At 46.8% G+C, this 23,721-nt stretch carries 22 protein-coding genes, 1 tRNA gene and 2 pseudogenes; 16 read left to right on the forward strand and 9 right to left on the reverse strand.

The genetic code is table 11. The annotated features are described in order from the left end of the window. Window positions 1-337: 337 nt before the first annotated feature. From AC5590_RS15635 to AC5590_RS15645, 3 genes are all read right to left on the reverse strand, one after another. Entirely contained in the window at window positions 338-1,675 is a 1,338-nt protein-coding gene (locus tag AC5590_RS15635) for a beta-ketoacyl-ACP synthase (RefSeq protein WP_169264505.1), read from the reverse strand. Window positions 1,676-1,827: 152 nt separating this feature from the next. Beyond that, window positions 1,828-2,646, reverse strand: coding sequence for a peptidylprolyl isomerase (locus tag AC5590_RS15640; RefSeq protein WP_169264506.1), 819 nt, complete (start codon window positions 2,644-2,646; stop codon window positions 1,828-1,830). A gap of 35 nt (window positions 2,647-2,681) precedes the next feature. Beyond that, a complete protein-coding gene (locus AC5590_RS15645) occupies window positions 2,682-3,278 on the reverse strand; it encodes a photosystem I assembly protein Ycf4 (protein ID WP_169264507.1) in 597 nt (198 codons plus the stop codon). Between the two features lie 648 nt (window positions 3,279-3,926). Between AC5590_RS15645 and psbD the strand changes: the two genes are divergently transcribed. Then, window positions 3,927-4,985, forward strand: coding sequence for a photosystem II D2 protein (photosystem q(a) protein) (gene psbD / locus AC5590_RS15650; RefSeq protein ID WP_169264508.1), 1,059 nt, complete (start codon window positions 3,927-3,929; stop codon window positions 4,983-4,985). Further along, the gene (psbC, locus tag AC5590_RS15655) at window positions 4,969-6,360 is read left to right on the forward strand and encodes a photosystem II reaction center protein CP43 (protein ID WP_169264509.1); all 1,392 of its coding nucleotides are present in this window, start codon (window positions 4,969-4,971) and stop codon (window positions 6,358-6,360) included. The genes psbD and psbC overlap by 17 nt, the downstream gene beginning before the upstream one ends. A 313-nt stretch (window positions 6,361-6,673) precedes the next feature. On the opposite strand, the gene AC5590_RS15660 is transcribed toward psbC, so the two are convergent. Continuing rightward, window positions 6,674-7,606 (reverse strand): LysR family transcriptional regulator, encoded by a 933-nt coding sequence (locus AC5590_RS15660; protein WP_169264510.1) that lies wholly within the window; start codon window positions 7,604-7,606, stop codon window positions 6,674-6,676. Between the two features lie 282 nt (window positions 7,607-7,888). Here AC5590_RS15660 and AC5590_RS15665 point away from each other — a divergent pair, with 282 nt between their 5' ends. The 11 genes from AC5590_RS15665 (at window position 7,889) to AC5590_RS15715 (ending at window position 16,089) form a co-directional block, all read left to right on the forward strand. Next, complete coding sequence (locus AC5590_RS15665) at window positions 7,889-8,188, forward strand: muconolactone Delta-isomerase family protein (protein WP_169264511.1); 300 nt, start codon at window positions 7,889-7,891, stop codon at window positions 8,186-8,188. 59 nt (window positions 8,189-8,247) lie between these two features. Further along, window positions 8,248-8,871 carry an NAD(P)-dependent oxidoreductase gene (locus tag AC5590_RS15670; protein WP_169264512.1) on the forward strand — a complete coding sequence of 208 codons (624 nt, stop codon included), beginning with the start codon at window positions 8,248-8,250 and terminating at the stop codon, window positions 8,869-8,871. 19 nt (window positions 8,872-8,890) lie between these two features. Next, window positions 8,891-9,316 (forward strand): SgcJ/EcaC family oxidoreductase, encoded by a 426-nt coding sequence (locus AC5590_RS15675; protein WP_169264513.1) that lies wholly within the window; start codon window positions 8,891-8,893, stop codon window positions 9,314-9,316. Between the two features lie 206 nt (window positions 9,317-9,522). Further along, on the forward strand, window positions 9,523-9,822 hold the full coding sequence (locus AC5590_RS15680) for a muconolactone Delta-isomerase family protein (protein ID WP_169264514.1): 300 nt from the start codon (window positions 9,523-9,525) through the stop codon (window positions 9,820-9,822). Between the two features lie 61 nt (window positions 9,823-9,883). Next, the gene (locus AC5590_RS15685) at window positions 9,884-10,660 is read left to right on the forward strand and encodes an SDR family NAD(P)-dependent oxidoreductase (protein ID WP_169264515.1); all 777 of its coding nucleotides are present in this window, start codon (window positions 9,884-9,886) and stop codon (window positions 10,658-10,660) included. A gap of 41 nt (window positions 10,661-10,701) precedes the next feature. Then, the gene (locus AC5590_RS15690) at window positions 10,702-11,778 is read left to right on the forward strand and encodes an alpha/beta hydrolase (protein WP_211178387.1); all 1,077 of its coding nucleotides are present in this window, start codon (window positions 10,702-10,704) and stop codon (window positions 11,776-11,778) included. Between the two features lie 119 nt (window positions 11,779-11,897). Beyond that, window positions 11,898-12,131, forward strand: a complete 234-nt coding sequence (locus AC5590_RS15695; protein ID WP_169264516.1) for a Nif11-like leader peptide family natural product precursor — start codon at window positions 11,898-11,900, stop codon at window positions 12,129-12,131. Window positions 12,132-12,299: 168 nt separating this feature from the next. Then, complete coding sequence (locus AC5590_RS15700) at window positions 12,300-13,184, forward strand: NmrA family NAD(P)-binding protein (RefSeq protein ID WP_169264517.1); 885 nt, start codon at window positions 12,300-12,302, stop codon at window positions 13,182-13,184. A gap of 201 nt (window positions 13,185-13,385) precedes the next feature. Next, on the forward strand, window positions 13,386-13,520 hold the full coding sequence (locus tag AC5590_RS15705; RefSeq protein ID WP_169264518.1) for a zinc-binding dehydrogenase: 135 nt from the start codon (window positions 13,386-13,388) through the stop codon (window positions 13,518-13,520). Between the two features lie 107 nt (window positions 13,521-13,627). Beyond that, a complete protein-coding gene (locus AC5590_RS15710) occupies window positions 13,628-14,629 on the forward strand; it encodes a substrate-binding domain-containing protein (protein WP_169264519.1) in 1,002 nt (333 codons plus the stop codon). Window positions 14,630-14,796: 167 nt separating this feature from the next. Further along, window positions 14,797-16,089, forward strand: coding sequence for a dicarboxylate/amino acid:cation symporter (locus AC5590_RS15715; protein ID WP_169264520.1), 1,293 nt, complete (start codon window positions 14,797-14,799; stop codon window positions 16,087-16,089). A gap of 119 nt (window positions 16,090-16,208) precedes the next feature. Here the strand turns inward: AC5590_RS15715 and AC5590_RS15720 are convergent, their stop codons facing one another. The 5 genes and pseudogenes from AC5590_RS15720 to AC5590_RS15740 all read right to left on the reverse strand — a co-directional run bounded on the left by AC5590_RS15720 (window position 16,209) and on the right by AC5590_RS15740 (window position 19,504). Next, window positions 16,209-17,279, reverse strand: a complete 1,071-nt coding sequence (locus AC5590_RS15720; protein ID WP_169264521.1) for a toll/interleukin-1 receptor domain-containing protein — start codon at window positions 17,277-17,279, stop codon at window positions 16,209-16,211. Window positions 17,280-17,735: 456 nt separating this feature from the next. Beyond that, window positions 17,736-18,773, reverse strand: a complete 1,038-nt coding sequence (rtcA, locus tag AC5590_RS15725; RefSeq protein WP_169264522.1) for an RNA 3'-terminal phosphate cyclase — start codon at window positions 18,771-18,773, stop codon at window positions 17,736-17,738. Beyond that, window positions 18,760-18,999, reverse strand: a pseudogene (locus AC5590_RS15730) (FAD-binding protein); the annotation flags it as partial. The gene rtcA and the pseudogene AC5590_RS15730, both read right to left, overlap by 14 nt. A 47-nt stretch (window positions 19,000-19,046) precedes the next feature. After that, window positions 19,047-19,211 (reverse strand): annotated as a pseudogene (locus AC5590_RS15735) (N-6 DNA methylase); the annotation flags it as partial. 219 nt (window positions 19,212-19,430) lie between these two features. Then, window positions 19,431-19,504, reverse strand: a tRNA-Pro gene (locus tag AC5590_RS15740). A 224-nt stretch (window positions 19,505-19,728) separates the two neighbouring features. On the opposite strand from AC5590_RS15740, the gene lipA reads away from it, so the two are divergent. From lipA to sigC, 3 genes are all read left to right on the forward strand, one after another. Continuing rightward, a complete protein-coding gene (lipA, locus tag AC5590_RS15745; protein WP_169264523.1) occupies window positions 19,729-20,613 on the forward strand; it encodes a lipoyl synthase in 885 nt (294 codons plus the stop codon). A gap of 96 nt (window positions 20,614-20,709) precedes the next feature. Next, window positions 20,710-21,624 carry an NAD(P)H-dependent glycerol-3-phosphate dehydrogenase gene (locus AC5590_RS15750; RefSeq protein WP_169264524.1) on the forward strand — a complete coding sequence of 305 codons (915 nt, stop codon included), beginning with the start codon at window positions 20,710-20,712 and terminating at the stop codon, window positions 21,622-21,624. Between the two features lie 475 nt (window positions 21,625-22,099). Then, a complete protein-coding gene (gene sigC, locus AC5590_RS15755; protein ID WP_169264525.1) occupies window positions 22,100-23,350 on the forward strand; it encodes an RNA polymerase sigma factor SigC in 1,251 nt (416 codons plus the stop codon). Window positions 23,351-23,721: the final 371 nt, after the last annotated feature.

A 23,721-nucleotide genomic window follows, 5' to 3' on the forward strand; every position in this document is an offset into this window, starting at 1 on the left:
GTCGCCTACGGAGGGAGACCCTCCTGCAGCGCTGTCTCACCGTGCGGGGGTTCCCCCCGTTGAGGCGTCTGGCGTTGCCGGGCGGAAGATTCCGTCCGGCGAGCTTTGCGACTTGAGGCGACTGGCGTTCAACAACAATCAACAAGTGATTGTGCAGTTTAAATACGTTTTAGCTTAACAAATTCTAAAATTATACTCTCACTAGAGAAAATTATATAGAATCTATCTTTTGACAGATACTATATAAAATATAAGTTAACAATAAATAAACGTATAAATAAGAAAAATGTATGATAAAGAAAGTTTTTCTGTGTAACGACTAGGCGAATTTTGAGTTTTAAGGATACTTACTCAAAGCTATGACTGCATTCTGTCCTCCAAACCCAAAGCTAAAACATAATACGCGCTGAATTTTACTTTTACGCGACTCCCTCACCAAATTAAAATCAAATTCCGGGTATTTCAAACCAACACATGGTGGTAATATCTGTTGCTTCAACGCCATTAGTGAAAAAGCGATCCCCAAAGCTCCAGATGCTCCTAATGTATGACCTGTAGCTCCTTTTGTAGAACTGACTGCCACGCCTTGAGAAAATAATTTTTGTATCAACAAGCTTTCTAAAGAGTCATTTAATTGCGTAGCTGTACCATGAGCATGAATATAATCAATATCATTTGCACTCAGGTAACTGCGATTTAGACATTGTTTGACTGCAGCGATCGCACTCCTAGCTTCTGGTTCTGGTACGTTTGCATGATATGCGTCTGCTGTCAAGCCAAAACCAAGAATTTGTCCATACACTTTTGCTTGACGCTGCTGTGCTAATTCTGCTGATTCTAAAACAAAGACTGCACCTCCTTCCGCCAAAACTAAGCCTTCCCGACGAACATCGAAAGGATAAGCTCCTGTTTTCGCCAAGGCTCCCATTTGCTCAAACCCAGCTATAGTAAGGGGTGTAATCGGGGAATCAACTGCACCAGCAATCACTCGCTGACATTGCCCAGTTTGGATCAGATCAGCGGCTTGTGCGATCGCCCAAATTCCAGTAGCACAAGCCGCCATTGGTGCCAAAACAACTCCGCAAGCACCGATTTGCCGTGCTGCTGCAATAGCATTCATATGAGGCAAAGTATCCAACCAAGCCTCTAAAAAAGAGGGGGAGCAGGGAGCGGGGTGCTGGGGGGAAGAAGAACTAATCGAGATTAGCTCTTGCTCTGTTTTTCTCCCCTTCGGGGATGACCTCCGGTCACGCTGCGCTAACGCAGTCGCCTGCGGAGGAGCCAGTACTTGATGAGGGTCTCCCGACAGAGGATAAGAGCGTTGGAAACCCTCCCGCAGTGCTGTCTCACCTGCTCCCCGGCTTTTGAGCATTTGTCGCGCCATCTGCTCCCATAATCCCTGATAGCTGCGACTCGAACCAATCACAACTCCACAATCTGGCAAAGGTGAGCATAGTCCTGCATCTTTCAAAGCAGATGTTACAACCAACTGAGTCAGGACTTTTATCTGTGCTGGTTGTTCGAAAATCATTGCTAAGGGACGCGGTTCCAATTCTGGAAATGGTTGATGCGATCTTATTCCAGATTCACCTGCGATTAGCTTTTGCCAATTGTCCTCTAAATTCTTGCCTAAAGCGGAGACTAAACCAATACCAGTGACAACAACTGCGACCATTTTTGGAAGTCCCAGAGAAGGGAAAAAGGCAGAGGAGTAGGGGGTTAAGGAGAAAGGAAGAACAAGAGCTAATGTTTATTAGTTCTTATTTCTCCTAACAACAGAGTTTCTTTCCTCACTCCTTTATTCCCTCACTCCCTTATTTCTACTTTCTACTGTCCAGCGTTTTTCAGATTCTCTGCACCTTTGGTGACTTTGGCAGAGTCAATGCGATCGCCCTGCTGAATCTTGTTAACAACATCCATACCATTGGTCACATTGCCAAAAACAGCATAGTCACCATCTAGGAAACCTAAATCAGCCAAAGCGAAGTAAAACTGTGAGGAAGCAGAATCTGGCATTTGCGATCGCGCCATTGCGACTGCACCTTGCTTGTGCTGTAATACTGGCGGCTTATCTATACCAGCCGTTTTGAGTGTTTTGCTGTAAATTGGCTGATCAGAGCCTTTGGGCTTAATTTCTAGGGGTATGTAGCGAATTTTTCCAGTTTTTGGGTCAGTAAAACTTCCTGTTCCCAACCGACTTGCTGGTACTTTTGGATCTTTACTTTGAGGATCGCCTCCTTGAACCACAAAGGGTTGGGGTTGGCGTACAACTCTATGGAAAACTAAGCCATCGTACACGCCCCTCTGGACTAAATCAACAAAGTTACCTGCGGTGATTGGGGCATCAGTTCCGTCTACTTCAATGGTAATAGGTGAACCTTTGACGGTCATAACCACCGTTGCTTTTCCTTCGAGTCGTGGTAAATCTTTCATTCCAGGAATACTCTCGTTTGTATTTTCAGATACAGAAATTGCCTCTGTGGTTGCCGTATTGGTGGTTGTCTCAGCGCTTGAGTTGTTGCTTGCTTCAGTAGCTGCGGATGTTGGGGAGGAATTAGAAACACTTTGCTGTGTGGAACAGCTCCCCAATATCAACGTACCGATAATAATGAGAACCACTAAAAATTGGGGAATTTTTAACCGCATTGCCAGTTACAGACACAACCACTGTATCTTAGCCTCTAAAGTCCTTCTAGGGGCACACTCAAAAAGCGAGCCAACTGAGCACCTTGAATTTCCAACTGTTGCAAAGACAAAGGTTGACCTACCCGTGTTAAAGGAATGTCTCGCCGACCTTTAACGCGCAGGTAAAGTTCGCGACGAGGGTTAAGACCTTCTTTGACCTGAATTCGCACAGATTGCACATCTTCTGTACTGCAGTCAATTTGAATACGACGGTTTTTTCCTGGATATCCCAAGCGGAAAATTGTAATGGTGCCATTTTCTCGGTTAAACTCGTTGTATCCGCCTCCCACGTTCCATAAAACCGTCAGCCATAAGTATAAGGCTAGGAGTGAGCCAGCAGCACCATACAATCCCATAACCAACCCTTGTGGAACGAATGCCAACTGAGTCGGGTCGGAAACTATAAGTAAATTAATTTTGAGATAGCTGGAAATACCAGCGAGCAGGAAGCCCGTGGCTCCTAAGGAAACGACAGTTGCCCACCAGTAGTTACTGAACCGACGAGAACCGAGAACCTTCTGATGTAGGACATTTGAAGTAGATTTATCGCCGTTAGGCGATTCACCTCGTGTGGTGGTTGTTGATGCCGTCATTAGAACTACCTTGGTGCGTGAGATCTTCTCATTACAAAGTCTGCCATTAGAGCAGGTGTATTGCAAGTTTAGCGGATTACTCACCTTCGGGTATGTCCTATGCCTTTGACGTACTCCCGCGCACAAATGCACGGGGATTCTTAAAGGATGTTCCAATGTAGGCTTTAGCCTTACATTTCCACCCTAATTCCTGTTTATTAGACTCTTAACTAGATTGTTGCCTATCCCCCTGAGATCCTCCGGGGAAGACCTATGCCGGCAGAGCGCCATAGAGCGCTTCTAGCCGGCACGAGGGTCTGACTACTCATTGCTGAGAACTTTAAATTTGTAACTTTTCTGAGAAAAGTTGTGTCAGATTGTAAAATTTCTGATATTGATATTAATAAGTAGGTTCGTGCTTTATACCAGATTTCTTCATGCAAATCAGGCACAAAGGCGGGCTGATATGATAAATTAAGAATCATTAAGTTTGCGCAAGCTGGACAACCAACTGGTGGAAACTCTTGTGACACATATAAAAGTGAGAAATGCTGACTTAATACCACATACTCTCATAATGTCAGTAGCTCTATGGCTGCTGTCAGTGTCACAAAAAAGTTAATTGCTCAAAAAAAGTTGCAATTTTAGTAAAAAGAGGATTTTAGTCCGATGACCATCGCAGTAGGACGCGCCCCGTCAAAACGAGGGTGGTTTGACGTTCTCGACGACTGGTTAAAGCGAGACCGTTTCGTATTCGTAGGTTGGTCAGGAATACTACTGTTCCCCTGCGCCTTCCTAGCATTAGGCGGCTGGCTAACCGGTACAACTTTTGTCACCTCTTGGTACACCCACGGGATAGCATCATCCTACTTAGAAGGATGTAACTTCCTGACAGTAGCAGTATCGACCCCAGCAGACGCAATGGGACACTCGTTACTACTGCTGTGGGGACCAGAAGCACAAGGCGACCTGACCCGTTGGTTCCAACTGGGAGGGCTGTGGCCATTCGTAGCACTGCACGGAGCATTTGCGCTGATTGGTTTCATGCTGCGGCAATTTGAAATCGCTCGGTTGGTGGGAATTCGTCCTTACAATGCGATCGCATTCTCTGCTCCAATCGCAGTGTTCGTGAGTGTGTTTTTGATGTACCCCTTGGGACAATCAAGTTGGTTCTTTGCACCCAGCTTCGGTGTGGCAGCAATCTTCCGCTTCCTGCTGTTCTTGCAAGGATTCCATAACTGGACACTTAACCCCTTCCACATGATGGGAGTAGCTGGAGTACTAGGTGGAGCGCTGCTTTGTGCGATCCACGGTGCAACAGTAGAAAACACCTTGTTTGAAGACGGTGAAGGATCAAACACGTTCCCCGCGTTTACTCCTACGCAATCTGAAGAAACTTACTCGATGGTGACAGCAAACAGATTCTGGTCACAGATATTTGGAATTGCTTTCTCCAACAAGCGTTGGTTGCACTTCTTCATGCTGTTTGTGCCCGTCACAGGCTTGTGGATGAGCGCAGTAGGAATTGTAGGTTTAGCACTCAACCTGCGGGCTTATGACTTCGTGTCGCAAGAATTGCGCGCGGCAGAAGACCCAGAGTTTGAAACTTTCTATACCAAGAACATTTTGCTCAACGAGGGTATCCGCGCTTGGATGGCTCCTGCTGATCAACCTCACGAAAAATTTGTATTCCCTGAAGAGGTACTACCACGTGGTAACGCTCTCTAATAATAGATCAATCGCTTTCGGTGGTGGTCGTGACCAAGATTCCACCGGGTTTGCTTGGTGGGCTGGTAATGCCCGTCTGATTAACCTATCCGGTAAACTACTGGGTGCTCACGTTGCTCATGCTGGCTTGATTGTATTTTGGGCCGGAGCGATGACTTTGTTTGAAGTCGCTCACTTCATTCCCGAAAAACCCATATATGAGCAAGGCAGCATCCTGATACCTCACCTTGCTACCTTGGGATGGGGTGTAGGTCCTGGTGGTGAAATTATTAACACCTATCCCTACTTTGTGATCGGTGTACTCCACCTTATCTCCTCAGCTGTACTCGGTTTCGGCGGTATTTATCACGCCATCCGCGGTCCAGAAACCTTAGAAGAGTATTCCTCATTCTTTGGTTACGACTGGAAAGATAAGAACAAAATGACCACCATCATCGGTTTCCACCTCATCATTTTGGGATGCGGTGCCTTACTGTTGGTGCTGAAGGCAATGTTCTTTGGTGGTGTCTACGATACTTGGGCACCTGGCGGTGGTGATGTTCGCGTCATCAGCAACCCAACACTGAACCCGGCGGTCATCTTCGGGTATTTGGTGACTTCTCCATTCGGCGGAGAAGGCTGGCTCGTCGGCGTCGATAACATGGAAGATGTTATTGGCGGTCACATTTGGGTTGCTCTGATCTGTATTTCTGGCGGTATTTTCCACATCCTTACCAAGCCTTTTGGTTGGGCACGCCGCGCTTTAATCTGGTCAGGTGAGGCTTACCTCTCCTACAGCATAGCTGCTGTATCTCTGATGGCTTTCATTGCTTCTTGCTTCGTCTGGTTCAACAACACTGTTTACCCCAGTGAATTTTACGGACCAACAAACGCTGAAGCATCTCAAGCTCAGTCTTTCATCTTCTTAGTGCGTGACCAAAAACTGGGAGCTAACGTCGCTTCTGCTCAAGGTCCAACTGGTCTAGGTAAATACCTCATGCGCTCCCCCAGTGGTGAAATCATCTTTGGTGGTGAAACCATGCGCTTCTGGGATTTCCGTGGTCCTTGGCTGGAGCCGCTGCGCGGTCCCAATGGTCTTGACTTGGATAAAGTAAAGAACGACGTTCAGCCTTGGCAAATTCGTCGTGCGTCTGAGTACATGACCCATGCTCCCAACGGTTCAATCAACTCTGTGGGTGGCGTGATCACGGAGCCTAACTCCTTCAACTACGTGAATCCCCGTGCTTGGTTGGCGACTTCTCACTTCGTGTTAGCTTTCTTCTTCCTCATCGGTCACTGGTGGCACGCTGGTCGTGCTCGTGCAGCAGCTGGTGGTTTTGAGAAGGGAATTAACCGCGAAACTGAGCCAGTATTGTTCATGAACGAACTCGACTAACAGATTTGTTTTATCACTGACAATCACTTACTTGAAAAGCTCCTGTATCAAAGCAGGAGCTTTTTCTTAATTTGGTTTTCCCTTCTGTGTTGACTATCAATTCTTCAATGAATTGGTCAGTATATTTACTAACTCTAGCTGCCAGAATCAACCAGCTTGATGATGCTTGAGCAATCCCAATCCAACTCTAGCTAAATCGTAAGCTCCCGCCCACAAGATTCGACAGAATCAGGGACGTCCACGTTACAAATCGGGGGAACCTTCTCTCCCAGCGCTGCTTTGTGCAGCGTCACCCGCTCTCGATATGTAAGTTTTAGCGCATCTTTTGCTCAAGAAACTCTAGAAAGACTTTGACTTTCATTGGGAGATATTTTCGACTGGGGTAAAGTCCGTTAATCGGGACCGGAGCTGATGACCACTGGGGTAAGACGTTTACTATATCCCCACCGTGTAACTGCTGCTGAAACAGAAATTCCGGTAGCAGCCCAATCCCTACTCCAGCAACGATTGCTTGATAAATGGGGGCAACGTCATTGCTGAGTAGTCGTGGATGAAAGGAGAGCGTTACTGTTTCGTGCTGTTTATTATGCAATGTCCAGGTGACTTCGTTCTGATGATGAGCCATATAAAGCAGCGTATGACTGGTCAAATCAGCAATTGCTCTTGGTTCGCCAGCGGTTTTGAGATAGGTTGCGCTGGCAAAGAGTTTCTGACGACCTGTGCTAATCCGTCGCATGATCAGGGTTGAATCGTCCAATTCCCCAATCCGAATCGCTAGATCATACCCTTCCTTCACAATATCCTTGTATTCAGTCGTGGCATTGAGAATCACTCGAATATCAGGGTAGATCAGCAGAAACTCCGGCAAATTGGGTGCGAGAACAGACTGCACAAACAACATGGTGGCTGTCACTCGCACAGTGCCTTGCGGATGCCCCTGGAGGCTCGCGATCGCATCATCACCATCATGTAACGCATCGAGAATAGGTAAACAGTTTTTGTAATACAGTCGTCCTTCTTCAGTTAAAGAAACCCGCCGCGTCGTGCGATGAAATAATCGGACTCCTAGCCGTTGCTCTAGCTTATTGACTTTCAGACTGACGGTAGATTTAGGCAAGTCTAGCGATCGCGCGGCTGCGACAAATCCTCCCAGTTCCGCGACTTTGAGAAATACTAAAACAGCATTTAAATCGTCCATAACCTGCACTAACTCCGATGAGAGTATCTGCACTCTGCCATTGTTCAATATTACAAACAATCAATTCATAAAAACTACCTTTATCTGTATAAGTTGATTAATCATACTGGGAGATGTTAAATACAGAGGAAACTTTAAATTGAAGCAATCGTACTTTGTGAAATCAAGCCTTGAACGAAAAATACTACGGTGGGTTCACATTGTTTTGAGCATCCCAGCGCACACTCAGTTGCCACCGAAATGAAAGCCCGTTTGAAAAACACCGTTCGTGTTACCCTTTTGACTTCCGATTGGATCAGAGTCTTTAAGTAAGCTAAATAGAGGTCTCATATGCAATATCTTGTGATCTTCACACCGAAACAAAAAATTGGAAGCGCTGAAATGCCCTCTGACTTCCCGCAATTGTTACGCGGGGAAGAGGCGCGAGCGAAAGATCTCTACATGGAAGGACTTCTGCGTCAATCGTGGGTGCTGGGCGAGAGAGACCACGGTGCAGCCGTTCTCTTTGAAGCGGAGTCACCAGAGCATCTGCAAGAGATCATCGCCAGCTTTCCACTGATCAAAGCTGACTACTCTAACACCCAGGTCTTCCCGCTCGCGCCAGATCCAGCATTCGCAGAGAAGTCCTGATCAAGGTCGCATTTCTCTGACCGGAAAACCCACTCAGCATTACATAGGAGCATTGAACTATGAAAGTCCTCGTCATAGGAGCCGCCGGCAAGACCGGTAGAGCTGTAGTCGAACAGGCTGTGTCCGCTGGACACCAGGTCACGGCCTTCGTTCACAAAGCTGACGAATACGAAGTCTCGGATGTTCGCGTCATCGAAGGGGATGCTACCGACAGTGCCACAATGGACGCAGCAGTTCTCGGTCAAGACGCGGTGCTTGACACGATCGGCGGCAAAACACCTTACAAGGAAACCACGCTCGAATCGAGTGCCGCCAACACAATCATCACTGCCATGCAGCGAAACGATGTACGCCGTCTGGTGGTAACTTCCATGATTAGCGAAGGGGATAGTGAGGCGAATACCACCTTTTATGAGCGCTTACTTGTTTCCACCTTTTTGCGCGGTGCGGACAAGGACAAAGCGGCAATGGAGTCTGCTGTCGAATCGAGCGGTCTGGACTGGGTGATTCTTCGCCCAGCCATCCTCACCGACGACCCCGCCAAGGGGAACGTTCGAGTCTTCGATCCCGAAACGGGCGAGAAGGCGCATAAGATTACCCGTGCCGATCTGGCTGACTTCATGCTTGCCCAGCTTTCCAGTAACGAATACCTCCATCAAGCCGTGACGATCGCAAATAGCTAAGTTAGTTAGGAGAATCATTATGTCTACAACAGAAACCAGTGCAAAGGATGAAGCGGCAATCAAAGCAGTGATGACAACGTTTGCCGAGGCGTGGAACGCTAAAGATGCGGAGCACTTGGCGACGTTGTTTGCCGAGGATATCGATTTCGTGGACGTCCTAGGTCGTTGGTATAAAGGGCGAACCGAGGCGAAACAAGGACACGCGCAGGCGCTGGCGTCGTTCTTAAGCGATAACCAGATGACTATTACTGACACCCAAATTAAATTCCTGACCCCGGATGTGGCAGTCGCACATACCACTTGGGAAACTACTGGACAGAAGAGTCCTGATGAAGTACATCGAATAGAAAATATAGGTGTCTGGACAGCCGTAACAACCCGCAAGGAGAACACCTGGCAGATTACCGCTTTCCACAACACAGGGACTGTGCCACTTTCTGACTGAAGCGTAACAAAAAGTTTGCTTTAAGCAACTGCTCTTAGGGGATGTGGTAGTAGCGGAACGAAAACTAACGCGCTGAGCCCACAAAGCATCCTAGGACTGTATTTTCGCATGAGTTGATGTCTGAAACTATCCCGCTAATAAAATTTGCGGTATGCCTCCTTTTTTGTCCGGTTTTCACAACCAACTAAGCTAAACAGAAGTGTCCTATGCAATATCTTGTTATCTTCACGCCCAAACAGAAATTCGAGACTGATGGAATGCCCTCTGACTTCCAGAAACGGGAACTCGAAGAGCAGGCGCAAGCGCAAGTCCTTTACGCGGAGGGAGGTCTCCGTCAAGTGTGGGCGCTGGACACGAAAAACCGCGGCGCAGCCGTTCTCTTTGAAGCGGAGTCACCGGAGCATCTGCAAAAGATGATCGATAGTTTTCCACTGATTAAGGTTGATTACGCTGACTACCAGATCTTACCGCTCGCGCCGTATCCAGCATTTGCGAAGAAGTCCTGATCAAGGTTACATTTATCTGACTGAAAACTCACTAAGTGTCACATAGAAGAGTTAAAACCTGATGGCTACAACACAACCTCAAACCAACCAACTAATGCGCGATCGCGTCGTTCTCGTTACAGGTGCCAGTCGTGGGATTGGTGCTGCAACCGCTAAGCTGCTCGGTCGTCACGGGGCTGCTGTTGGAGTTAACTACTACACCAACGAAGTAGCCGCTCAGGAAGTCGTGGATGAAATTACATCAAGCGGGGGCAAAGCACTGCCAGTCAAAGCGGATGTCAGAGATCACCAGCAGGTTGAAGCAATGGTGCAACAGGTTGTAGAGGCATTTGGTTCGATTGATACCCTCGTAGCTAACGCCAATGCTGCCTTTTTTGCATCCTCGTTTATCGATACTCCCTGGGAAGATTTTGAAGCCAAATTGCTCGGTGAACTCAAAGGTACTTTTTTTCCTTGCAAAGCAGTTGTTCCATCAATGATTGAACAAAAACGCGGTTGCATTGTTGTCGTTAGCAGTGGCGCATCTCGAACCCCCAGTGAAGGGCTGTCTGCCCACAGCACAGCAAAATCTGGACTTGATGCGTTTGTCAAAAGCTTGGCGTTAGAACTCGGTCCCTATGGTATTCGGGCTAATATCGTCTCTCCTGGCTTGACCCTAACGGATGCCACGCAATGGCTACCGCAGGAGCAGAAAGACGCTTCTGCCCAACAGGTTCCCCTCCGACGCAACGGACTGCCGGAAGATATTGCCAGCGCAATCCTGTTATTAGCCTCTGAGCAAGCAAACTTTATCACCGGGGCTTATTTGCCTGTCAGTGGTGGTGTGCAAATGCTTTGAACTGACAATCTGGTCGTTATGGATACTTATGAAGCAAGTTGTTGCTGAAAAGTAATGCTTTTTCCACGAAGGAATCTGCCTTTGAGATAGCTAGATCATTACCAAATCAGCAACGCCATGAAGCAATTGTTGCCAAGCAATGGAGAGAAACGATGCAGTCCGACAGTAAGAAGCTTAAACACAACAATGCTGATGCAGTCGAGATCCGCCATCCGCTCACCGAAAAGGATGGCGAGACCGTCGCCGTGATGCGGACGGAGGCTGCTTCCTCCAAAGGCAAGTTGAGGGGATCGGATGCTCGCGGTGCCTTCGACGAGATCCAGGAGAAAACCCCGGACGCGTCGGGTGTCAGCTACGAGCAGGGTACAGTCGGGGGTGTGCCAGGCGTTTGGTGCCACCCGCAGAACCCACGTCCGGGCGTCGCCATCCTCTATCTTCACGGAGGAGCCTATGTGCAAGGTTCGGCACACGCCTATCGGCATCTCGCCGGTCAGGTCGCTGTGCGCACGAGCGTATCCACGTTCGTCGCGGACTACAGACTCGCGCCAGAACACCCCTTCCCAGCCGCCTTGGACGATGCGAAGGCGGCTTATCGCGGACTCGTCAAACAGGGCACCCAGAAGATCGCGATCGTCGGTGACTCAGCGGGTGGTGGTTTGGCTCTCGTCCTGCTGGCGATCGCACAATCCGATGCTCTTGCACGCGGTAGCGTCGCTCCTTCCGCTGCCGTTGTGATGTCGCCCTGGACAGACCTGGCTTTGACAGGACTGAGTTTACAGGATCACGCAGACGACGATCCACTGTTGACGAGAGAGGTGCTGTCAATGGCTAGCGCGAGCTACCTGAACGGGCACGAGCCAAACGATCCTCTGGTCTCGCCGCTTTACGGCAGTTTCACTGACCTGCCTTCGATTCAAATTCACGTCGGAACGAGTGAGGTGCTTCTCGATGACACGCGCCGCTATGCCAAGCGTGCCCATGCCGAGGAGGTCGATGTGACGGCTCACGTGTGGGAGGGAATGACGCACGTCTTTCCGGGGAACGTCGGAACACTGAACGCAGCGGAGGCGGCTTTGGGCATGATAGCTACCTTCCTAAAGAGCAAGACTAATCCGTAATACGTTCCGTTGAGCAGAAACTTGCTAAGCAAACACTTATACAAACCAATCATGAAAAACAACGAAGCGAACAACATGCCATAAAGCTACTGCATCAATTCACAAGGAGATAAATTAACATGGCTCAAGCACCGATCAACCAATTTTTTGCAGCTATTAGACAAAATCAAGCGTTAAAGACACAGTGTCAAGCTGCAGGCGATATACAAACCTGCGTCAACCTTGCAGAAGCACAAGGCTATCTCTTCACGGCTGAAGAATTGCAGGCTGAGTTGAGCAAATTATCAAAAGAAGAGGTGGCAGAATTGGTCAATCCAGGAATAGCCCCTCGACTACATATTGAGCCGCACTGATTTGTGATTTAGGGGACTATTGATATTTCTCAACCCGAAAGTGACAACCAAAGCGATCGCTTTGCAGCTAGACCCATTAGAAGGTGTCTGAGCTATAGGGCAAGTCGTCGCTCAAACACTGCTTGTAAAATGCCGTGGTACCACTGTTCGCTTTTATGAGGCAAGACAATGAATTTTAATACAGACAAGATCGCCCTTGTGGTGGGAGCTGCAGGGCATTTTGCTGGGCTTACCGTTCCTGCACTGCATAAACGAGGTATCCGTGTTCGCGGTTTTGTCCGGACAACAGACCAAGGAGAGGTGGCACTTCGCAATGGAGCTTCCGAAATCGCATTAGGAGATCTCCAAGACAGCCAAAGCGTGCAGACCGCGTTGCGTGGAACGGAAGCGGTTTTCTACATTGCACCCCAGTTTAGTCGAAATGAAGCTGACATCGGAGTAAATTTTGTAAAATTATGCAAAGAGGCTGGCGTGCACCGCATCGTTTTTTCGTCAATTCTGCACCCAACAATTACCTCATTGCAGATACACTCCGCAAAAGGTCCTGTTGAGGCTGCAATTATTGAGTCCGGTCTAGAATTTGTAATTTTGCAACTAGCTATGTTCTATCAAGACATCAGCCTATCATGGCCTAGTATTATACAATCTGGCATTTTTGCCGAGCCGTTCTCCCCTACTGCAAAGCTCGCGCGGGTTGACTATCGAGACGTAGCGGATGTCGTCGCAATCGCCTTGACCGAGGACCGTCTTACAAACGGGACATTTGAACTTTGTGCGGAAGGATATTACAACCGACAAGATGTGGCATCGATAATGAGCGATTGTCTTGGGCGTCAGATCAAGGCTGACACTGTAACATTTGAGGAATGGGTTGAGTTGACCAAACCAAAGCCCGACGACATAGAACCGGAAAGCGAAATGTACGCGTACTACGGAAAGTATGGATCTCCGGGAAATTCATTTGTCCTGCGAAGTATATTAGGTCGGGAGCCACGCACCATAAAACAGTTTGTCTGCGACCTAATCGACGGAGTCGCCACCGTTGCTTCATGAAAATGGGTGGAGTCGAGGGGGTTATGGCACTTCCAAGGAGTGTCATCAACCCAACCATGGCCTGACCGGGCTATCGCACACGTAAGGAGGGCATATGAAGGTTGTATTCAAAGATGATTCATTCGCGTTTGAATTTGTTCAAAACCTCGGTTTCATGTACTACGAACGATTCTGATTCATGCGGCATCGGGCGGAGTGGGCATGTTCGCGGTGCAGTTTGCCAAATGGAAAGGGGCACACGTGATTGGAACGACCTCAGCTGCGAATATAGAATTTGTTAAATCTCTGGGCGTAGATCAAGCGATCGACTACAAAGCTACACCTTTTGGCGCTTAGGGGTTATTGATTCGTAAAAAATCGGTCATTTGCTTTCAATCGTGGTGCAGTCGTTCTCTTTGAAGCGAAGTCACTGCAACACAACCAACAGACGAGAGGAGAACTGTATGGCAGATCTAAAGCTTGACATTGCATTTTGGAACTATGACCGCACCCGTGCTCTGGCAGATGGCACGGTGAAAATCGAGGGTGTCGATGCCACGTATCACAGCGCCCCGATCGTGACAGAAATCTTCCAAGGCATGATTGGGGAACGGAAATTCGATGTCTCCGAATTGGGCATGACGTACTTCCTGCGCACATTTGAGGGCCCAGAGTCGCCATTCGTTGCGATTCCCGTCTTTCCCAATCGAGCGTTTCGGCATTCCGCGATTTACATCAACAAGGCGAGCGGTATCGAGAGGCCTGAAGACCTTAACGGTAAAACCATCGGCGAACTCGCTCTCTACAGCCACGATGCAGGCATCATGCCGAAGGGAATGCTGTCGGATGAGCACGGGTTCAAACCCGAGACGTGCCGCTGGGTTATCGGCGGACTCGACTGGCCGTTGAAGCCAATCGACTTCGTTCCGCATACGCATCCGGTAAATGTTCAGGTGACAGACATTCCAAAGGGCAAAGAGTTGGGTGCCATGCTTGAAGCCGGCGAACTCGATGCGCTGATTTCAGCGGATGTGCCGAAGTGCATCCTTGAGAACTCACCCAAAGTGACGCACCTCTTTCCTGACTACCCAACGGTGGAGCGCGAGTATTACAAGCGCACGGGCATTTTCCCGATCATGCACACCGTTGTCATCCGCAAGGACATTCTCGCGCAGCATCCCGGATTGGCGCAGTCAGTGTATAGGGGCTTCTGGGAGGCCAAGAAGGCTGCGGAGGAAGAGTACAAGCACGGCATGATCTTCAACAACATGGGCACGATGTTCCCGTGGTTCAGCAAACTCATCACAGAAGATCGTGGAGTGCTCGGTGAAGACTGGTGGCCATACGGGATCGAGGCGAACCGGAAAGCTATTGATGCTGTGCTTCGCTACCACTTCGAGCAGGGCATCACCAATCGCCTCTTCAAGATCGAGGATATCTTCGTGTCGGAGCTGCTCACCGCATAGCAAGTCCGCCCCAAGCTATCATTGCCAAAAAGAAGGGATGGGGGTAAGATTTGCCTATCACTCGTCAGAAATTTATGGTCTTTCGTTGCCTGAATGATCATCTTATCCGGAATCTTTAATATTCAAAGTGATGTTTTAATCATTGCATTGCTTACTGAGCGCCCTGCATGAACGAAACAGACAGCATCGACAACCTTGAAGCTAAACCTCGCCCCTGGTGGAAACGTATTCCCCTGACTTTACAAATTGTCATCGCGCTTATTGTGGCAGTTGTGTTGGGTGTTGGATTGGGTGCAGGAAACCCCAGCCCAGCAAATAAAACCTTCATAGAAACTTTAGCAATTCCGGCTGAATTGATATTAAAGGCTCTCCGCGCCCTTGCGACGCCGTTGATTTTGATGGCAGTATTGCATACCTTCTTGACAACCAATATTCCCGGCACAGCGGGACGGCGTTTAGCGGTGCTGCTGTTTACTAACACGACAGTCGCGATTGTGATTGGGCTTTTTGTGGCAAATGTCCTGCGTCCTGGTACATGGGGAAGTTTGACTGCTTCGGGAAGTGGACAAACAGCCACGAAAAATTTTGATCCCTGGGGACTGTTGAAAGATGCTGTACCAGAAGCAGTCCTTCAGCCTTTGGTTAATAATAATGTTATCCAGCTTATTGTTATTGCTCTTTCGTTTGCGATCGTTTTGCGGGCAATAAAATCAGAACAACTTGCCCAAGGTAAGAGAGGATACCAGGCGATAGAGGATATAGTTGGCATTTTGTTTGAGTCTATCATCCGCATCCTCCACTGGGTGATTGCCTTGGTGCCATTAGCAGTTTTTGGAATTGTAGGTAAAACTGTTGCTGAAAAAGGTTTTGAACCGTTTAAATCTCTGGGCGCGTTTGTGATAGCGGTACTGGTGGGGTTGACGTTGCAAGCTTGCTACTACCTGACGAGAGTGAAATTTGGTTCTTGGGTGAACCCAATAAACTTTTTGCGTGGCGGTTCTGATGCCTTTTTAACAGCTTTCTCAACTGACTCCTCTGTGGCGACAATGCCTATTACCTTTGAGGCTTTGCAGCACAAAATTGGTTTACGAGAATCCTCTGCTTCTTTGGGGGCGTTAGTTGGCTCAAATTTCAACAATGATGGCACAGCGCTTTATGAGGCAACATCTGCGTTGTTTATCTCCCAAGTACTTGGGCTACATCTGAATATTGGGCAGCAGTTTGTTGTCATTCTGACGTCGATTTTTGCGTCAGTGGGTGCAGCGGGTATCCCAGAAGCTGGGTTAGTCACGATGACACTGGTGTTTACTTCCGTTGGCTTGCCCACACAGTATATTGCTTTGTTGATCACAGTGGATTGGTTTTTGGATCGCTGTCGTACTGTGATCAATGTTATGGGAGATATGACTGTGAGTGCCTTACTGGATGGGAAAAAGCCGCGCTCTGTTGATGAGGCGTAATTTAATAATTCATAATTCGTAATTGCATTTGAAAAGAATTACGAATTATGAATCATTAATTACAAATAATGATTTTCACCTTGCGTGATTTGGGCGTGGGTGGCGATTTGGAATCTTTACTAATGACAAGTTTGATTACACCTACCAACTTGTGCCCAAACTTGCCTGTGAGGTGAATTCGGACTAGTCTCCTCTAAAAGGTCTAGTTTGATGATCTTTAACTTTTCTCCCGGCTGAAGCTCATATAGCAGTGATGATGACGAGGATTTTTTTTCTCTTAAATCCACCTTGCGTTTAATAGTAACTACTCCTCCTGGTGCTGGAACCAAAAGGTTATCAATTATCTGATTATCTGCAGTTTGAAGCAGGTCATCTCCAAAAATTAAACCCTTTGAGGTATTATTAACTAGACCAATCTCTGTCCAGCCAATTGGAGTAACTTGTTGTGTTGAGTTTAGAGTTGAATTAGATTCTAATGAAAAAATTCCTAATAAATTAGGTAGTTGAGGAAGAAAAACGCTTGCAATTGCTATAAAGATAATAGGCTTAGCAATCAGTATCAGTTTTGCCCTATTCCGCCTACGATACTTGGCTTTCCTAGGGAAGGAAGAAAAAGTTGCAGTTGCCAGATTTACAGTCGCACTTGTCAAGTTTAAAAAAATCCTTGCAATAGGTATTACACCTGCTCCAATTTCCTGAAGAGAGTTTTGAATAGGAAACCGAGAACCAGTTCGTTGCTCAACTACCTTCCGAATATCTTCTGCAATACTCTTAAAAGCTCTATCATAAGGCTTCCAATCAGTAACAGATCTGTCATCGTTAGGTAAGGCTTTGACGTTAGGGAATGCAACCTTCCAATAATTATCAACTGGACGGAGTCGAATAGGGATAACACAGGCTTGTCGAGCTTTATGCCTTTCCATAGCCAGCTTTGCCAAAATGTTCCAGTTATCATGCGAAGCTATAAAGTCCGAACTAATCAGCGGCAGAATTATATCGGCTGTCATTAACTGTGTGTATATTTCATTCTCCCATTCTTCTCCTGCACGAATCATGCGCTTGTCCCATGTCGTGATTATGCCCTGCCACTCCAAAATCATCAGGTGCTTTTCTAGTTCATTCCGTAGTTTTTCGTCTTTGTCAGAATCAGAGCAACAATAAAAGACTTTAATAGCTTTGGTAGACGACATTGACTTCAGTACTTAATTATTTCAAACATAGTCTTTTAATACTTCACAGAATAAGGTTTAGCTTTCGCACAGATTGCTCTTAAAATTTTCAGCACTTTTACGTAAGTAAAAAAATACATAAATATAACTTACGCATTTCAACGTAATTCTGTCATTGGGAGCGACATCGTATGCGCAAGCGCACGCTACGGAAATTCTTTGCGTTGCGTAAGTCCTGTTAATAATTATAGCGGTTCTCACTTCAGTGTAATACAGTCGTCACCTCACCCCGCATTTGCTGGCGCAAACGCTCCCCTCTCCTTACTAAGGAGAGGGGTTGGGGAGCCAGTGCCGTGGGGAGCCAGTACTGCAGGAGGGTCTCCCTCCGTAGGTATCTGGCGTCCGGGTCCCCCGACTTGAGGCACCTGGCGTGGTGAGGTTAAAAAATGTACTTCATACAAATGAGAACCGCTATAGTTAACACTCCACCACCACCATCTTCTCCACCTCATCCACCATCACCCGCGCCAATCCAAATTTCTCAATCACCCAAGCATTCGTCGTCAAATGCTGACTCACCTCAGCCACTCGGTACTCACTCCCAGTTGACGCCAAAGCTGCTGGCAATAATAATTGATCTCCCAAATGTTCATCCACAGGTGCGCCTGTTTGATGAAACTCCAGCAGTTTCTCGCAAGCCATATTTGCTACTTTTTCTGCAGGCAAACCGAGACGCCCTAACGCACCAAATCCAGCTAAACTATTTTCGTACTCAGCGGTGAGAAACAAACCCGCCCCTGGTGCGACACCTTTTGCTCGCAAAGCTTGTACACCGGGTTTCAATTGGGCTTCACGCAATACATTTTCAGCACGACTCGCGATTCTTTGGGGAATGTGGGAAGGTAGTTCCGTGACAACTGCTAACCCCCGCACCTGTTGCAAGTCGCCGCGTTCCACCAAGTGAATACCTTCAAGTTTGCTACCACCACTCACAAGTAGTTCCACTTCTCCCCCGCCTTGGGGATACCACCCCCAAGCGTTCAGTTTCACTTCAACTTGCACACCCATGCGTTGCAATGTTGGCAGGTAAACTTGTTGAATGTAATTTACGGAAGGACTATAACTGACATGAGTTCCCCCCTTGAGTGTCACCTGAGAATCACCAGTTGCTAACACCAAAGGTAAAAGAATAGTTTGTAACACCAGAGTGACTGCACCAGCAGAACCACCTTGGCGCGCTTCACTCACATCAAAAGTATAACTTCCCGCTTGTACGGAACTACCAGGAACAAACTCCAGCGTCATCGAACCCAAAGCATCACCTTGCACTCTAGCGTTACAAATTGCTGCAGCCGCACGAACTGATGTCAGATGTTGTGCTGCGAGTCCGGGTTTTGAACGTCCAGCTCGGATGTTCTCTATCCCTATTGAGTTGCCAGTAATAGCAGCTAGACTCAGTGAGGTTCGGAGAATTTGTCCGCCGCCTTCACCGTAAGAACCGTCAATGTGAATCATTAGCGATTTTAAATTTCAGCACCTTACTTTTACCAGGATTCATCAACTTATAGGGGTCAACCATTTCCTTAAACTTCAACTGCTCAGGATCAATCACCTTTCTACCGCTATCTTCAATAATATACGTGTGGAGATTGCCAATAAACACACCTCATTCTTCGTGGTAATGAATAATCTCGTTGAGACGTTCCTCACTCGTATAGCGGACGAGTTGCAAACCCACAGGAAATACAAAAACGCTGTTTCCCCAGTCTTAATCGGGAAATTCTGCCACAAAAATCCTGCACAACCACAAGCACCATCATAAATGCGATCGCCAATCTTCGGCTTCACCACCTGAATCACCGCCCTAATCAACGGACGCGGCGTGTAACACTCACCCCCATTGCGCCCCACGTTACCCATATTCTTGATTTTGGCTTCATAGAGATGGGATAGTTCATGTTTGTGCTTTTCTGCTCTCTAATCGCCTCTTCCAAAGCTACAGTTTGCGTCACTTATGGACGCACACAGGCAATGTCATTCGTTCGGGATGATTCCAACGAGCATACACTTGAAATAGTGATCATCTCAGTATTGAAAATCATGCTCCATACAAAGAAGTCGGCGACATTAATTTGTTAAGACGACACTTAATTGGTTAATCAACAAAACAAATCGGGATGACTGGATTCGAACCAGCGGCCCCTTCGTCCCGAACGAAGTGCGCTACCAAGCTGCGCTACATCCCGACACAAGAAGAAATTCAAAATTCAAAATTCAAAGTTCAAAAAATGAATAAGACCAGTTATAGCTAGTCTTTTAGCCTTTAGCTGTGTGCAAATTTAATGAACACAAAAGTATATATATAATATCACAAATATTGATAAATGAGAAAGTGGTATGCAAATTCATCCACCAGTCGATGAAGCTTGCTAGGATTTACAATGTACAAATTCAGTGGTAGAAACGGATTGTGACTGTTAAACCAGACTGGTTGCGGGTAAAAGCGCCTCAATGGGAGCGTGTTGGTAACGTTAAAGAAATTTTGCGGGATTTAACCCTCAATACGGTTTGTGAGGAAGCGTCCTGTCCAAATATTGGTGAGTGCTTCAAAGCTGGAACCGCTACATTCCTCATTATGGGACCAGCTTGCACGCGAGCGTGTCCCTACTGCGATATTGACTTTGAAAAAAAACCCAAAGCCCTAGACCCCACGGAACCAGCACGACTGGCTGAAGCAGTACGCCGCCTGAAACTCAATCATGTGGTCATCACGTCTGTCAACCGAGATGATTTGCCAGATGGTGGGGCTTCGCAGTTTGTCAGATGTGTTGAAGCTGTTCGTACTATTTCTCCCCACACAACAATTGAGGTACTGATTCCCGATTTGTGTGGTCATTGGGAGGCGCTGGAGTTGATTCTCCAAGCACAACCAGAAGTTCTCAACCACAACACAGAAACTGTTCCTCGTTTATATCGACGGGTGCGCCCGCAAGGAAAGTATGAGCGGACAATGGAATTATTCCAACGTTCCCGTCAAATTGCTCCTTGGATTTACACCAAATCCGGTATTATGGTGGGACTTGGTGAAACGAATGAGGAAGTTCGCCAAGTCATGCGGGATTTACGAGCTGTAGATTGCGACATTTTAACTATTGGGCAATACCTCCAACCCAGCCAAAAGCATTTGAAAGTTGATGATTTTATCACCCCAGAGCAATTTGCTGCTTGGAAAGCTTTCGGTGAAGAACTCGGATTTTTACAAGTTGTTTCCTCACCCTTGACAAGAAGTTCATATCATGCTGAGGAAGTGAGGGGATTGATGGAACGTTACCCCCGGCAAAAAGTGATAAATTAGGAGTCTTTGTCCTTTGTCATTCGTAGTTATTTAATGACTAATGACCAATGACTAATGACTAATGACCAATGACCAATGACTAATGACTAATGACTAATGCCAAAATCAGTAGCAATTCTGGGTGCAGGTGCTTGGGGGACGGCTCTTGCAACTCTTGCAAAGACGAATTCACATAAAGTGAGCATGTGGTCGCGTCAGGGTTCTCAAACGCTGGCGGAGGTTGTACAGGGTGCTGATATTGTCCTTTCTGCTGTTTCTATGAAGGGTGTGAGATCTGTAACTTCTCAATTACAGTCTTTACCTGTTTCCCCAGAGACAATTTTTGTCACAGCGACAAAGGGCTTAGACCCCCAAACGACTTGTACACCATCACAAATTTGGCAAGAAACTTTCCCCAACCACGCAGTAGTTGTTCTCTCAGGTCCCAATTTATCTAAAGAAATACAACAGGAATTACCAGCTGCAACAGTTGTTGCAAGCAGTGTTATGGCTGCAGCAGAATTCGTGCAAGTAGTGTTTTCTTCAGATCGTTTTCGCGTTTACACCAATTATGATATCTTGGGAGTAGAGCTGGGTGGCACACTAAAAAATGTGATGGCGATCGCCGCTGGTGTCTGTGATGGCTTGCACTTGGGAACCAACGCCAAAGCAGCTTTACTCACCCGTGGATTAACAGAAATGGTTCGTATTGGTGTCCATTGGGGTGCAAAATTAGAAACATTTTACGGTTTGTCTGGCTTGGGTGATCTGTTAGCAACCTGTAACAGTCCCTTGAGTCGTAACTATCAAGTTGGCTACCAGTTGGCTGTTGGTCAAACACTAGCCGAAATTCTCGCTCATATAGAAGGAACTGCTGAGGGAGTCAACACCACTCAGGTTTTGGTGCAGCTATCCAAGCAGCAAAATATTCCCATGCCAATTACCGAGCAAGTTCATCGTTTACTCCAAGGTGAAGTCACACCCCGACAAGCACTTTTAGAACTGATGCTGCGAGATATAAAGCCAGAGTAGGAATGCAGGGGAAACACACGAGGGGAAACACACGAGCACAGGGAAAAATAACTCCCTGACTGTTCACATAATATAACTAATCATTTTTGAAGGAAAATTCGTAAATTATCAGGAAAGCACCTAGGGACTCATGTAGATAGGACTATGCATATAAAGAAGAGAATTTTTCACGAGTATGTATTTATACTTTACAGCATAAACTACAGTTAAAATTATGTGAAGGTTCAAATTTTCATCAGGTCATTTGCAATTTAACGCCCCGTAGGAAATTTAAATAGCTATTGGTTCATGGGAAAGCTACTGCAACCGAGCCTTCGGGGGCATTGTGTCAAAAAAACCAGTAAAGGGTTTTTGAAAAAAAACCCTAAATGGAACCCGAAACCGTGTTAGTTCTTCAAGAATCACGGGAACAATAGCAACAGTTAATTAGCTGACCGTAATCTATTGTTACCTGGAGCCATTGAGACAAATCTTTATGCCAGCAACATCTTTTTACGCAGATGCCGCTTTCAATAACAAACAATCTGATCCAGTCTTTGACCCAGATATCACGGTTGACGAAACTGAGTTACCGATTGATGAACTTGAAGATTTGGAGATAACTTCTGTTGACTCTGCGAGCCTAGGTGCAAATCTTAACCGCCGCAGCACAGATCTAGTACGTCTATATCTTCAAGAAATTGGTCGAGTTCGATTACTAGGACGGGATGAAGAAGTTTCAGAAGCGCAAAAAGTCCAGCGCTATTTGCGGATGCGAATACTTCTGTCTAAAGCTGCGGAACAAGGAGATGAGGTGATTGCACCATATCTTCGACTGATTGAAGCTCAAGAGCGTTTGGCATCTGCATTAGGACATCGTCCTTCTCTTGAACGTTGGGCGGGTGCTGCTGGTGTAAGTCTGTTGGAGCTTAAGCAGATTATAGGACTAGGAAAACGGCGTTGGGCTGAAATAGCCAAAATGACTGTGGAAGAACTGGAGAAAATTCAAAGCAGTGGACTCCAGGCAAAAGAACACATGATTAAGGCAAATCTTCGCCTTGTTGTCTCCGTTGCTAAGAAATATCAAAATCGCGGTTTGGAATTGTTGGATTTAGTCCAAGAAGGGACTCTTGGTTTAGAACGAGCAGTTGAGAAATTTGATCCAACCAAGGGTTATCGTTTTAGCACCTATGCTTATTGGTGGATTCGTCAAGGAATCACAAGGGCGATCGCAACTTCTAGCCGCACCATCCGCCTACCTGTCCACATTACAGAAAAGCTGAACAAAATTAAAAAAGCTCAGCGTAAAATCGCACAAGAAAAAGGTCGCACTCCAACTTTGGAAGATCTTGCTCAAGAGCTAGACATGACTCCTACACAAGTGCGGGAAGTTCTTTTGCGAGTTCCTCGTTCTGTTTCTCTAGAGACAAAAGTTGGTAAGGACAAAGACACAGAGTTAGGAGAACTACTCGAAACTGATAATATCACTCCAGAAGAGACATTAATGCGAGAGTCTTTACAAAAAGACTTGCAAAATCTTCTGTCAGATTTAACAAGCCGGGAGCGTGATGTAATTTTAATGCGGTTTGGTTTGGCAGATGGTCATCCTTACTCCTTAGCAGAAATTGGACGTGCTCTAGATTTATCACGGGAACGTGTACGACAAATCGAGTCCAAAGCGTTGCAAAAGCTGCGCCAACCAAAGCGGCGCAATCTTATCCGCGACTACTTGGAGTCTTTGAGCTAGTTAGTCGATAGTCAATAGTCAATGATTACTACTCAAAAAGAAGAATTCGGAATTCCGAATTCCGAATTCTCAATCCAATTAGTAAGAACTTGAACTGATCACTGTCTTAGTGAGCACTAAATCTTTGATGAGAGTAAGTTCCTGATTCCGTTTTCATCCGCCGTATTCTTACGGCACCGCTGTGCCGTCTCCGTAAAGTCACGAACAGGCGCGTTCAAAGTAGCGTGTTATCTGGACATAGGACTTATTGGTATCTTCTTTATAACGAGCCTGTTTTAAACAGCAGATACCTTTGTCCGGAGACATTGGTGCAGGACTTGCTCACCACTTATACATAAATATACGCCCTAACTTATCACTTCTAAATAGTT

The sequence above is a fragment of the Brasilonema octagenarum UFV-OR1 genome, from assembly GCF_963888615.1.
Lineage (GTDB): Bacteria > Cyanobacteriota > Cyanobacteriia > Cyanobacteriales > Nostocaceae > Brasilonema > Brasilonema sennae.